Source organism: Imtechella halotolerans, assembly GCF_028743515.2.
GTDB classification, from domain to species: Bacteria; Bacteroidota; Bacteroidia; order Flavobacteriales; family Flavobacteriaceae; genus Imtechella; species Imtechella halotolerans.
Window position 1 is genome coordinate 1,468,149 of the sequence record NZ_CP117969.2, and the last position, 13,454, is coordinate 1,481,602.

General features: G+C 35.7%; 10 protein-coding genes. All 10 read right to left on the reverse strand.

Translation table 11 applies throughout. The annotated features are described in order from the left end of the window. Positions 1-116 precede the first annotated feature (116 nt). Entirely contained in the window at positions 117-710 is a 594-nt protein-coding gene (locus tag PT603_RS06650; protein WP_008240753.1) for a gluconate 2-dehydrogenase subunit 3 family protein, read from the reverse strand. Further along, complete coding sequence (locus tag PT603_RS06655) at positions 703-2,385, reverse strand: GMC oxidoreductase (protein ID WP_008240755.1); 1,683 nt, start codon at positions 2,383-2,385, stop codon at positions 703-705. The genes PT603_RS06650 and PT603_RS06655 overlap by 8 nt, the downstream gene beginning before the upstream one ends. Before the next feature lie 133 nt (positions 2,386-2,518). Next, positions 2,519-3,961 (reverse strand): Gfo/Idh/MocA family protein, encoded by a 1,443-nt coding sequence (locus PT603_RS06660; protein WP_040488895.1) that lies wholly within the window; start codon positions 3,959-3,961, stop codon positions 2,519-2,521. Between the two features lie 18 nt (positions 3,962-3,979). Next, positions 3,980-4,780 (reverse strand): 3-keto-disaccharide hydrolase, encoded by an 801-nt coding sequence (locus PT603_RS06665; RefSeq protein ID WP_008240759.1) that lies wholly within the window; start codon positions 4,778-4,780, stop codon positions 3,980-3,982. A gap of 104 nt (positions 4,781-4,884) precedes the next feature. Beyond that, entirely contained in the window at positions 4,885-5,754 is an 870-nt protein-coding gene (locus tag PT603_RS06670; RefSeq protein WP_274238638.1) for an endonuclease/exonuclease/phosphatase family protein, read from the reverse strand. A gap of 59 nt (positions 5,755-5,813) precedes the next feature. After that, positions 5,814-7,460 carry a RagB/SusD family nutrient uptake outer membrane protein gene (locus PT603_RS06675; protein WP_162097732.1) on the reverse strand — a complete coding sequence of 549 codons (1,647 nt, stop codon included), beginning with the start codon at positions 7,458-7,460 and terminating at the stop codon, positions 5,814-5,816. 21 nt (positions 7,461-7,481) lie between these two features. Next, positions 7,482-10,787, reverse strand: coding sequence for a SusC/RagA family TonB-linked outer membrane protein (locus tag PT603_RS06680; protein WP_008240765.1), 3,306 nt, complete (start codon positions 10,785-10,787; stop codon positions 7,482-7,484). Positions 10,788-10,864: 77 nt separating this feature from the next. Then, positions 10,865-11,782 (reverse strand): FecR family protein, encoded by a 918-nt coding sequence (locus PT603_RS06685; protein ID WP_008240766.1) that lies wholly within the window; start codon positions 11,780-11,782, stop codon positions 10,865-10,867. Positions 11,783-11,885: 103 nt separating this feature from the next. Beyond that, positions 11,886-12,473: a sigma-70 family RNA polymerase sigma factor gene (locus PT603_RS06690; RefSeq protein ID WP_008240768.1), complete on the reverse strand. Its 588-nt coding sequence runs from the start codon at positions 12,471-12,473 to the stop codon at positions 11,886-11,888. Positions 12,474-12,657: 184 nt separating this feature from the next. Next, positions 12,658-13,299: a YdeI/OmpD-associated family protein gene (locus tag PT603_RS06695; RefSeq protein ID WP_008240770.1), complete on the reverse strand. Its 642-nt coding sequence runs from the start codon at positions 13,297-13,299 to the stop codon at positions 12,658-12,660. Positions 13,300-13,454 lie beyond the last annotated feature (155 nt).

A 13,454-nucleotide genomic window follows, 5' to 3' on the forward strand; every position in this document is an offset into this window, starting at 1 on the left:
CGTTAAAAAACATTCGCACCATTACTACAATACAACAAAGCTCATTGAATTCAATGAGCTTTGTTGTAGTAAGTAAACTTCATAATTACAAATAAATAAAAACTATTGACCTTGTTTTAAGAAAATAACACGCAGGATTCATAATAACCTGTAATTGGATTCTGTTCTAACATTTTCTTTCCTATTACCTCTGAGGTATAATATCCATATAACGTGTAATGACGTACAAAGATTAAATATTTATAAATATAGTACACCTGCTTATTTTCCACTTCATCCTCTGGAGTTTCTAAATAAGTAAATATATCAGCTTGTTTTTCCCTTGTTACGTTAAAATACGAAGAAATAAGTTTTAAAAAGTCGTCCTCAGTTCCTTTAGAAATTTCCTTCTGAAATACCTTTTCAAACTTGACCTGAAAATAGTTCTGACCCTTTATAAAAACTACCTGCTCTTCTAAGGTTAGCACATCCTTAACCACTTTATCTATAAAATCTGATAAGGAAAGATCAGTGGCTCCAATAGTAGAGGAAACGGGAAGGATTATATTACATATTTGGGAAATAATAAAGAGTTGACTTTTATTGAGATACTGTTCCCCAGTTGATTCTTTTTCATTTTTACAAGAGGCCATTAATTGTAGTAAAAAAGGAGTACTGACCACACCCCCTAAAACTAATGGCATTTTTTCAAGTACTTCTCTTCTATTCATCTTCAATTCCTTTTAATTGTTTTACCGCATGGTGGGCTGCCCGGGCGGTTAATGCCATATAGGTCAATGATGGATTCTGATAGGCTGAAGAGGTCATACAGGCACCATCAGTAACATAAACATTTGGAACACTGTGAATTTGATTATGCTTATTCAAAACTGATGTCTTAGGACTATGTCCCATTCGGGCAGTCCCCATCTCATGAATAGCATGTCCTGGAAAACACTCTTCTTCATAGGCTTCAATATTTTTGAACCCTGCCATTTCAAACATTTTAACCGCTTCTTGCTGCATATCCTTTCTCATCTCCTTTTCATTGTCCTTAAACTCACAATCAAATTCAACTGTAGGCAATCCCCAGGTGTCTAACTTCTCGTAATTTAAAGTCATTTTATTTTCATGATACGGTAAGCATTCCCCAAAGCCTGTCATCCCGATTCTCCATGGTCCTGGTTTAAACAGTTCTTCCTTTAATTCTTTACCAAAGCTAAGTTCAGGGATAGCCCTTTGCCAGTTTAATCGACTCGCACTCCCTTGAAAACCATACCCCCGCAAAAATTTATGTTCTCTTTTATGAGGATCTAAATTTCTGAATCTGGGAATATGAAAACTTGCAGGACGCATTCCTTTATAAAATTTGTCATCATACCCATCTACAATGGCCGTCGCACCTACTCTAAAATGATGATCCATTAAATTATGTCCTAATTCTCCACTATCATTTCCTAATCCATTTGGGAATCTGTCTGAAATTGAATTAAGTAAAATAGATGTAGTAGCCACGGTAGATGCACAGCAAAATATAACTTTTGCATGGAACACTATCTTTTCATGAGTTAAGGCATCTATTACCTCTACCCCAATGGCCTTTCCTTGCTTATCATCATATACGATTTTAGAAACTATCGAGTGAGGCCTCAGGGTCATATTCCCAGTTCGCTCAGCGGCTGGTAGCGTGGATGAATTACTGCTAAAATATGCGCCAAATGGACATCCTCGATTACAGCGATTTCGATACATACACTTCCCACGACCTTCAAATTGTTGATCTCCTGTAATATTTGCAAAACGACCAATTGTGAGTCGTCTATCAGGATAACTGGCCTGAATTTTATCCCTAAAGTCTGTTTCAACACAATTTAACTCCATAGGAGGTAAAAATTGTCCATCTGGCAAATGTGGTAAACCTAATGATTCTCCAAAAACCCCAATAAATTTTTCAACCTTATCATACCAGGGAGCTATATCTTTATATCGGATAGGCCAATCAACTGCTATATTATCAACTTTATTAGCTTCAAAATCTAAATCACTAAGTCTAAGACATTGTCGGCCCCAGGTTATAGATCTCCCACCTACATGGTAACCTCTAAACCAATCGAAACGCTTTTTTTCATTATAGGGATGTTTAAGATCATCCACAAACCAATGTTTAATGGCTGGGCTCGTTGCAAAACCTGTTCTTGCTTGTTTATATTGAGTCTTAACCTCCTGTTGAGATGGTAATCCCTGATAGTCAAAATCCCATAATTCCTTGTTCCAAGTTGGATAATCTTCCACGTGTTTAACATCTCTTCCACGTTCCAAAACCAACGTTTTTAATCCTTGCTCACATAATTCCTTTGCCGCCCATCCACCAGAAATCCCAGTGCCTATAACAATTGCATCAAACATGTATATTTTTTAATTTTCGAATACCAATTAAACTTGTATCGATATGGTTCTTAAAACCAGACTTACTGATTCCTTCCAAATTTATACAAGTTTTTATTGGTAATCCGTTAAAAATAAATATCTCTCGTAAATATTAAAACGATCGATATTCACCTGATAAAAATTCATTGGCTTTTTCCTCTCTAAATCGAGCATTTTCTGCATCCCAATGTAATGTTTCTCCTGGAAATCTCCCTGCAATGGTACCCAAGAGTATAGTTTCAGTCAAACGAGCTGCATAACTAAAAGGAGCCGAACATTGGCCTTGTCCCAAACAAGCATTTACAAATTCATGGTAATGTTTAGGACCTTCAGTCTTGTAGTTTCGAATAGGATCTCCTAAGTTATGTTTCTTACTTAACCTGGAAATTTCATGACTTATATCTACATATTTACCTTTCACGATCTTTCTTGGTAATTGCATAAAGTGAGGAAGTAATAGCCTTCCTTTCTCACCAATGAACATAGCCCCTTGTTCCGGCAATTCATTGAGTTCTGCTATTTTTGCATCTAATGACATCTTATCCTTAATAGTGTCCTTATCAATGCTACTTTTCTTTTTAGTATTGTTTACACCAACATTACCCGGAAGGATTAAGTCTTCATGCATTTCAGGCGCACCTTCACCATCATACCATACCCATTTTAAGGTATCTGCAGTATATTTTGTCCCAGGAAACTCATAAGTAACTGTATTCTTTTCTGGATACCCATATCCATTGGACTCACGACATTTGGCCAAAATTGTAGTAGGCACATCTAACTCAAGAGCATTATAGGGTGTGTCAAAAATATGAACCCCCATATCGCCTAGTGTTCCACATCCATAATCCATTTTTTTTCTCCAATTCCCAGGATGATATTCATCTTGTTTATATGGACGTTCAGCGGAAGTACCTAACCAAAGATTCCAATCTAAATGTGCAGGAACAGTATCCTCCCCTTCAGGCTTTTCACCATCATATCCCCAATTTTTAGGTGACCAGGCTCTTACAGTATGTACTTTACCTATAATTCCTGACTGGATAAGAAGTGTTGCTAACTTATAATCATAGAAAGAATGTACTTGAATCCCCATTTGTGTTACCAGTCCCTTTTCAGAAGCCATTTTATCCATTGCTCTTGACTCTGAAACATAATGACTTAATGGTTTTTGACAATATACTGGTTTGTTTAACTCCATAGCAAGCATAGAAGCAGGTGCATGTGTATGGTCAGGTGTAGACACTACAACGGCATCAATTCTATCTCCCATTTCACTAAACATCTCTCTATAATCAAAAAATATTCGTGCCTTTGGATGTTCCTTTCGGGCTGAAGCTAAAAATAATGCATCAACATCACATAAGGCTACTACTTCTACATTTGGATGGGAAGCAATGGCTTTCAAATCACTATAACCCATATTACCTACACCTATGTGAGCAGTCCTTAGTTTTTTATTAGCAGAAAAAGTTGCACCACTAACTAGAGATGGAACTAACATAATACCAAAAGCGCCTAAACCACTTTTCTTAATAAATTCTCTTTTATCCATAGTCATGGGATTAAAAAATTACAATCTTTTAATTTTAATATTTCGAAACCATATAGGGCTTGAATGATCTTGCAAGGCTATATATCCAGAGGAATACTTGCCGTAATCCGGACTATTTTTCCACTTATCAGAATTCTTTTTTTCATGCCAAGCGTCATCCCAAGGAACAAATGAAAGTATCAACTCTCCATTTAACCAATGCTCTACTCTTTGAGGGGTAAAAACAATTTTAGAACTATTCCATTCCCCAACCGGGTGCAATATCTTATTCGGACTTGGTGGGTGCATTGCATAATCAGCACCCGTCTGTTGTAAGGGTTTTAACTCTTCCGGTTTATCTACATATCCCAAACTAAGATTATACTTTGTCAGATTGTGAATTTTTGCATAGTTTAAATCATCAATAAGCTGATATTCGGGCGCAACAACATGAGGTCCATTATACCCCTCCTTCACATGATAAAAAATACCACTATTGCCCCCCTCAGGGATTTTCCATTCTAAGTATAGTTCAAAATTTTCAAACTCTTCTGCACCATACATAATATCTTTTCCTCCTTTATAGTCTTGTTCCAGTCCAAGCTGTGTATCAAATGTAAGTGCTCCTTGAGAAATAATCCATCCAGGAGGTAAAACATCCATATTATAGCCTCTCCATCCTTTTGTACTGGTACCATCAAAAAGAATAATCCATTCACTATCGACCTCCTTATTTTGAGTTTCTGATGTAGATTTCATACCCGATTTACAAGAAATTGCAACAAGCGCACTTGTCAGCAAAGCTGCCCAAACACTTGTGATTTGATATTTACTATTCATGAATTCTAAATTTCAATTATATAACTTATTTTATGTCTTGTAATAACCACAATGGTATACACTACAACATATTACCTAGTAGGTTTTAATAGCTTTTAAAAATACTAATATACTTTTAAAGTTGCTTTTACAGCCAAATGATCAGAGGCATAATTCTCTGGTAGCACACTGTGACTCATTTTTTTAATCTTATGATTCCCGTTGCGAAAGACTATATAATCAATAGTCTTATTTGGATTTGAGGCAGGTGAGGTATATGAGCAATTTACCCTGCAAGAAAATTGAAAGAAACCAGCTAAATAATTCATGGAATCTGCATCAGGTTTCGCATTAAAATCACCTGTCAAAATCACAGGGATATCACTTTGGCTTAAATTAGAACTCATAGTCTTTACCTGTTCCATGTTATTCGAAGCATTTGTGTAATCAAGATGTGTATTTGCAAATCGTATTTGTAAAGTATCATTAATTGTAACGGTAGCTACAGATAAAGTTCTTGGTTCAGATCCTGCAGGATTAGGTAGTGCTATAGTTTCAGTTTCTGATAACGGATACTTGGATAAAATGGCCGTTCCGTAAGCTCCCCCCTGATAATCAATTGATTTTGAAAAATAGTAATATGGATAATCAGCTCTTTCTGCTAATTCCTTTGTCATATCCAAGTCTTTACCAGAGCGCTCTGTAAACACATCAATCTCCTGAAGTCCAATAATAGCTGCTTCACTATTTTTTAAAACATTGGCAACAGCATCTAAGTCTATTACACCTGGCTTAGATGGTGGATTACAATGATGTACATTATAACTAAGCACTGTTAGTTCCATCCCTGATCCTTCTTCACTTACTTCAGGTTTATTGCCGACAATTTGCTCAGAACTGTCAACTTGACAACTAAACAAAGCCAGAATAACACCAAATATTACATTTTTAAAACACCACATACGTTTACTTCCTTTAAAAATATTTTTTTTCATCTTAAAATCATCAACCTATTTCATTAGTGAAATAGGTTGATTTATATATTACTATTAAACTATTCCCAACCGGGATTCTGTTCTAAATCTGGATTACGTTCCATCTGCGGTAACGGTATAGGCCAAAGGTAATGTCTACTTGCATCAAAAGTTCGTCCTGTATGAGCAATAACAAACCCATCAGCATCCGTTCTTAAATTCGCAGCTAACTCTGGGCGAGGAAGCCAGTTAACATTAACGCCTTTAACATCCTGACCCAGTACTTCTCCAATTTTCCATCTTTTTATATCAGAATAACGTTGGCCTTCTAATGCCAATTCTATTCGACGTTCTCGTCTAATCTCATTACGCACATTAAGACCATTGGTCTCTAATTCCTGAAGATCCATAGGTTTCATTCCTACACGTGATCTTAACAAATTTATTGTTTTATCAACATCGCTTTGAGTTAAAGTACCTTGTTCTAGTTTTGCTTCCGCATAGGTAAGTAAAACTTCTGCATATCTTAATAAATGAAAATCATTGTCATCCTTATTATAAGTAGGTACAGCCCCAAGGTCGCAATATTTAGTAAAATAATATCCAGTAAGTGTTACAGCACCTTTTTTATCGGATTGAAATTTAGGGGTATTAAATATTCCAGGAGTCGTATTGTTTAAACTACCATCATATCTTCCGCCCCAAGCAGCTCCTGGAGCTAGAATTGTTTGGGACATCCTTGGATCTCTATTTTTAAACACATCTTCGTACCCACTAACTTGATACAATGGGGACTTATCTATAGGTAAACCATCCACCATTAAATAATCATCAACCAAATGTTTGGTTGGATTCCAACGTATAAATTGATCCGGTACCTGTATTTCTCGACTCAAATTATGCATACTTACATCTGCCAAACAAAGTCTACCTATGATGGTTTCCTTGTTTAACCCTGCTGATAATTTTCCTTTATCCGTAAATAGTGTATAATAATTTCTATCAGGATTTCCGATGTCAAACAAGCTGTATACCCCCAAATCCATTACACGTCTTGCGGCATCCTCGGCAACATCAAATCGACCGTGATACAGTGCAATTCTTGCTTTTAGGGCCAAAGCGGCACCTCTACTCATACGACCTAAATTTTCACCTACAGGTATTTCCACAGGTAAATTGGCGGCAGCAACTTCTAAATCGGTCATTAAAAAATCGATTACTTCTTCTTTAGGAGTACGAGCAACCATTAATTCGTCAATCGTTAAGGTATGTGTTACCAGTGGAACATCACCCCAAAAATCAATCAAATAGCTATACATTAAGGCGCGAATCACCCTAACTTCTCCAGCCAAACGATCTGCCAATATTGGATTGACATCCGCCTTTTGATAATTTTCTAAAAAGGAATTTGCCTGTCTTACACCTCTATATTGGGAAATCCATTCAGAGTTAATTGTATTTTGATCAGGGCCATAGTTTCCACTACCAATTGCTTGATATTGTGTACTTGAGGGCCAAAGTGTATTGTCCCCCATATTTTCCATGTCTACTGTATTCTTTGACTTTATATTTCCATACAATGCATTGGCAGCAAGAATTAAATGTTCTTCTGTCTCCCAAAAGTTTGCATCTGTCAAAACATCCTTTGGTGGACGCTCAAGAAAATCATCACTACACGAAACGCATAATAAAGTTACGATTGATAGAATAAATATCTTTTTAACCATCATTTTTGATTTAGAATGTTGTTATTGTAAATTAACGTTTAGTCCCAGTACTACTGTTTTAAGTTGAGGATAAAACCCTCCTCCACTCACAGGAGATTCTGGATCATACCCACGGAAGAAATCTGAAATTGTAAATAGATTGTCAGCAGACACATAAGCCCTTAATTTATTTACTCTTAATTTTTTAGATAGTTCAACAGGAAGCGTGTATCCTATTTGTATGTTTTTCAATCGAACATAAGAAGCATCCTCCAGCCAAAAAGTTGACAATCTTTGGTTATATGTTTGTAAATAAGTAAACCTTGGATAACTAGCATCCGTATTTTCAAATGTCCAACGATCCAAATGGACATCTTGAGGCAAAGCACTATTATTTATAAATGCATGCCTCGCATTTCCTGTTAGTAGCCCTGATGCTTTTCCAACACCCTGTATAACAAAACTGAAATCCAATCCTTTGTAATTCATAGCCGCTGAAAACCCATAAGTGTACCTTGGAATATGACTTCCTATCACTTTTCTATCATTCATCAAATCCACCTCCCCATCGTTATTTAAATCTTTATAAATAAGATCTCCAGGCTGAACAGGGTCTCCTTGAATAATAGGGAAGTTAGGCGTATAAACTCCAGTAGATTCTTCATACGTAAAATCTGAAACCTGGGCAATACGATCGACAACTAAGCCATAGAAAGCATCTAAGGGTTGTCCCTCCATTCTAACTCTGTCCCCAATGGTAGGATCTGTTCCCCCAAGGTTAGTTACCTGATTTTTAACATCGGAGAGGTTAAAGTTTAGGCTATATCCAAAATCTCTCACTTGATCTTTCCATCCTAATTGAAGCTCCCAACCTTTGTTCTCCACAGCTCCTGCATTTTGATAAGGGTAAGCAGGCCCTCCAAATACATCAGGAATAGGAAGTCTTAACAATATATTCTCGGTCTTATTTACAAAATAATCACCTGAAAAATTTAACCTGTTATTGAAAAAAGCTAAGTCCAGTCCTAGGTTTGTTTTTTTAGCAGATTCCCAAGTTAACAACTTGTTTCCAACACTTGTCTGTCTATATCCAAAGGTAAGCTCATCTCCTATTGGCATTGTACTAACAGGCCCAAGTATATCCATATAGGCTAAATCAGTGATTCGATCATTTCCTTGAACTCCATAAGAGAAGCGTATCTTTCCAAAATTTAAAGGTCCTAGGTTACTTAAAAAGTTCTCCTTAGTAAATACCCAGCCTAACGAAGCCGCAGAGAAAAGATCCCACCGTACATCTCCTGAAAATCTGGAAGAACCATCATATCTAAAATCAACCTCGGCAAGATATTTATCCTCATAAGAATAGTTTGCGCGGCCAAAAACAGATCGTAAAGCATTCTCTGAATTACTACTACCATTTAACTGGTTTTCCGTCCCTAAATTAAGATTACCCGTTGTCGAAGACACTACATTTGTTCTAGAGGCACTCAAGTCATCCGAAATATTCTCTTCTTGAGAAGCACCTAATAATAATTTAATAGCATGACTATCAAAAAGGATCTTTTCATATTCCGCGGTCCCGATAAAAGTCTGATAGGTCCCTTTGTAACTACTAGTAGTTATTTTATTTGGAAACCCTGTCTGCCATAGTAAATCCCCTGTTTCAGCACTATAGTAATTTATGGTTTTAACAAACACATTTCTTCGAGAATTGTATTTAATCAAACCATATCGGGCCTTTAATTTTAAATTGTCTGAAATATGTAATACCGCTTCAATATTCCCAGTAATCTCTTCTGAAGTAAAATCATCAGTTCCTGCATCACTTGCTGTAGCCACAGGATTACTTGAACCACCAATGTATCCCCAGCCTCCTGCTGTATTTCTAACAGGTGCCAAAGGTGTCATAGATAATGCCATTGATAAAGGCCCCATACCTGCGGATGAACCAATTACATTTCGATCTACATATCCAATATTGGAATTGATATCTAATTTATCAAACACAGTCGTACTTAATTTTAGCCTTACATTGTGGCGTTTAGCGCTATAATTATCTCCAACGATCAACCCTCCTTCATCAAGAAAACCATAGGACATAAAGTAATTAGAGTTATCCTTTCCTCCGTTAAGGGTCACATTATGATTTTGTTGGGGTGCATTTTTCTTATAAACTTCATCAATCCAATTCGTATTGGAATAATTATTAATATCGGTTCCAGCTCTTGCTAATTCAATTTCGTCTTGCGAATAGGTAGGGTTTCTTCCAACATTAATTTGAGCTTCATTTTGTAACTCCATATATTCTGGAGATCCTAAAAGTTTAGGTAATGCGGTAGGTTTTTGAAAACCATAGTAATAATCGTACGTCAATGTTGGAGCTCCGGATTTCCCTCTTTTGGTAGTTACCAAAATAACACCATTGGCCCCTCTAACACCATATATTGATGAGGAGGCGGCATCCTTTAGAACAGATATACTTTCAATATCGCTTGGATTCAATATATTCAAATTACCTCCAGGCACGCCATCAATGACTACTAAGGGTGTGGCATTTCCCCAAGTACCAATACCTCTAATTCGAATAGTTCCCTGATTACTTCCGGGAGCTCCCATTGCACCCGTGACAGTAACTCCAGGTAATAATCCTTGTAATCCTGAACTTATATTAGTGATAGGACGACTTTCAAAATCTTTTTCATTTACCTGAGAAACAGCACCGGTAAGGTTTGCTTTCTTTTGCGTACTATAACCTACCACCATAACTTCATCAAGTTCATTTGAATCTAATGACATTACTATAGAAACATTGGCAGTTCCCTGAAGTGCAATTTGTTGAGAGATATACCCGATATAGGTCACTTCTATAATTGCGTTAGAACTACTCACCTGTAAACGGAAATTTCCATCGAAATCTGTAGAAGTACCATTGGTTGTACCTTTTTCCCTTACAGTAGCGCCAGGCAATGGGATATGTTGTTCATCTTTAATTTGTCCCTGTACCTGAAAGCCTTGATTATTACTTTTTACACTTTGTGATGATTTGACAAACACCTGTTTCCCAACAAATTGAAAATCAAGATGTAATTGCTTAGAAATAATATCCAAACAGGTTCCTAAATTTTGCTTCCCCTTAGAGATATTCACTTCCCTACTGGCTTTAATACTTTCATTATAAGCAAATGTAAATTGGGTTTGGGCCTCTATTTCATGTAGAATTTCTTCTAAATGTGTTTTTGAAATAGCCACCTGAATTTCACTAGGATCTATTTTTTGGCTTGCATAAGTAACGCCAGATAACAGAATTACTAGAGAAATAAAAAAATTACGTACTACAAAAATTCTCATAGATTATTTTGATTTATTATACAATTAAAAGAGTACTCCTTTTTGGCACTCCTCCTTTTGCCGTTGGTTGTTTCAATTTATTTTATAATCAATTCCTGTCTTTCTATATTTAATTCATAGGTAAAAGGGGTTATATGGGTTAAACTATTTAACAGGTCAAAAACACTGATATCTTCAGTAAACTTGGCACTAATCCGTAATCCTAGCTGACCTTTATCTATATTTTCTATACGGATGGTTTGACCAAATCGTTTGGAAACAATTTCAAGCACCTGATGCATTGGCATATTATTAAATAGCAATGCTCCTTGACTCCAGTAGCCTGATCGAGGAAATTCTTCTATTGATTTAACAGAGGATTGACCGGTAATTTTTAAAACATTATTTACTTTAAGGTCATAGGCTTCTAAAGCAGTGGTTGTAACGGTCACACTCCCTTCTTTTATGGCAACTTCCTGTTTTGTCTTTTTGGAATTAACAGTGAATTGAGTACCGGTCACTTCCAATTCATTACCTTCAAATCTGACTTTAAAAGGATGATTCTGATCCTTTTTAACCATAAAAAAGGCTTCTCCTTCTAGAATAACATCTCTAGTTTCATTAAAGTGATTGGCAAATTGTAATTTGGAAGATTTGTTTAGCCACACTTGGGTACTATCAGGCAAAATATAGTATTTGACCTCTGGCCCAGATGTTACCTCATTATACAATGTATTGGAATGAGATACGTACTGTCTATAAAGATGAACCCCTAAAAGGAGAACCAATATGGCTGCAATTTTTGACCAATAAAAACTTGGTTTTGATATCTTACGGTTTATAACACCAATGATAGATGACTTTAATTCCTCCTTATGCTGATCATTAGTAAATATCTGATTAGCATTTTTCTTTTTTAGTTGATTTTCAAAAAAGCGAATATGCTCCTTATCGGAAGCCGTTGCTTTCCCTTCTTGGTATTTTTTTAGTAATGTTTTAAAATGTGCTTCTTTCATAAGTAATAGTCATACCATTACATACCATGAAATTGGAGGACTCACATACTTAAAAACTCATTTAATGTTTTGATAACAACATGGGGGATTTGGCAACCTTCAATTAAAGTAGATATAACATACATACCACAGAAGCAAACTCATGTGCCTTCAGATCGGTACGTATTCTTTTTAAGGCAATCGATAACTGATTTTCTACGCTACGCTTAGAAATATTAAGTTTTGAAGCTATTTCGTCATTGGTGTAACCCTCTAGTCTACTCATTTTAAAGATGGATCGACATTGAGAAGGTAATTTATTCATTGAATCTGTTAATGCATTATGTAGTAGGGTAACACTGCCCTGTTCTTCTTCAATGGTAAATTCTTCCTGAGGTAAAAGTTCGAGAACTTCCAATTGGACGGGTACAAATTTGTGATCCCTTAAATAATTAAATGCCTTATATTTTGCAGCTTTAAACAAATGCGCTCTAATATTATCGGTTTGAATTAAGGCACGTCGATTCCAATAATCTATCCATATTTCTTGAATAATATCTTTGGAAGCAGGTTCATCCATTATAATACTTTGAGTATGCCTGTATAAAGGCTCCCAAAGCTTATCAAATAATATATTAAAGGCTTTTTGATTACCTTCCTTTACTTGTAATGCTAAAAGGTGTATATCTTGATATTTGGATTCCGCCTGCATAGGGGCAAATTTAGCCCTAGCTTAAAAAGTAGGTATTAACCTAATGTAAATTAAAAATCAAGAATAGTAAATTCAATTTTAATGGTACATATATAATTTGATCGCCATTTGGACTCAGGACACACCACTATTAAACACTAAAAACGAACACTTTATACTAAAAGCAAAACCATTTACTATAAAATTAACCTTTGTATTTATCATGGAACCCTATTCCCATAAAAATCTGCTGTTTATACTTTTCGATTCTTGCAATTCTTGTCTGAGTTTGCTTAGGCTGTGAAAAATAAATAATATAACCTCTTTGTCTACCCTGGGTTAAAGCTTCAAAGGCCTTTTTAAAAGAAGGATCATCTTCAAAAGCTTTTAAAAGCTCCATAGGGATGGGTTCCGGATTCTTTACAAATAAGACCTTTTTACCACTTTCCTCTATGGCTATTGCTTCCAAAATATAGGACTTCAGAACTTCTTTTAATTTCATTATGTCGTCTACATTGATAAACTTTACTATCCTAGACGATTGCATGCTTTTACCCTGTTTCTGTAAAATTTTATGTTTATCAGTTAGTAACACACCTTTATAAAAACCAATATTAGCTGAATCCTTAAGAGCATTAACTGTGACAATGTTTTTCCCTTTATGTGTATACACCGGAACTCCCCACTTTATTTCTTCGACAAGACCTGTTTCTAATACCAGTTGTCTAAGAAATTCCAATTCTTCTCTCCAACTCCTAACCTTACATTGTGGTGTGCCACCATATTTACAGCGCATACAGCCGTCAATTAAATAAGTATCTACTTGAGGATTTAGTTCAATTTTCATGATCAGCTTGAAGTGTTTTTCATTTGAATTGTCTAAAATAGAGAAATAATGTGATAATTTATACCTATAAAGTATCTCAAAGCCTCTTAGTCATCTCCGGTCAAATAAGTTTTATAAATTATGTGAAACGCTAACAATCAAAATAATATACATTT

What these genes read in the sequence shown, in the direction of transcription:
- PT603_RS06650 (WP_008240753.1), bottom strand. Translation starts at nt 710, where the DNA reads ATGAATAGAAGAGAAGTACTTGAAAAAATGCCATTAGTTTTAGGGGGT.
- PT603_RS06655 (WP_008240755.1), bottom strand. Translation starts at nt 2,385, where the DNA reads ATGTTTGATGCAATTGTTATAGGCACTGGGATTTCTGGTGGATGGGCG.
- PT603_RS06660 (WP_040488895.1), bottom strand. Translation starts at nt 3,961, where the DNA reads ATGGATAAAAGAGAATTTATTAAGAAAAGTGGTTTAGGCGCTTTTGGT.
- PT603_RS06665 (WP_008240759.1), bottom strand. Translation starts at nt 4,780, where the DNA reads ATGAATAGTAAATATCAAATCACAAGTGTTTGGGCAGCTTTGCTGACA.
- PT603_RS06670 (WP_274238638.1), bottom strand. Translation starts at nt 5,754, where the DNA reads ATGAAAAAAAATATTTTTAAAGGAAGTAAACGTATGTGGTGTTTTAAA.
- PT603_RS06675 (WP_162097732.1), bottom strand. Translation starts at nt 7,460, where the DNA reads ATGGTTAAAAAGATATTTATTCTATCAATCGTAACTTTATTATGCGTT.
- PT603_RS06680 (WP_008240765.1), bottom strand. Translation starts at nt 10,787, where the DNA reads ATGAGAATTTTTGTAGTACGTAATTTTTTTATTTCTCTAGTAATTCTG.
- PT603_RS06685 (WP_008240766.1), bottom strand. Translation starts at nt 11,782, where the DNA reads ATGAAAGAAGCACATTTTAAAACATTACTAAAAAAATACCAAGAAGGG.
- PT603_RS06690 (WP_008240768.1), bottom strand. Translation starts at nt 12,473, where the DNA reads ATGCAGGCGGAATCCAAATATCAAGATATACACCTTTTAGCATTACAA.
- PT603_RS06695 (WP_008240770.1), bottom strand. Translation starts at nt 13,299, where the DNA reads ATGAAAATTGAACTAAATCCTCAAGTAGATACTTATTTAATTGACGGC.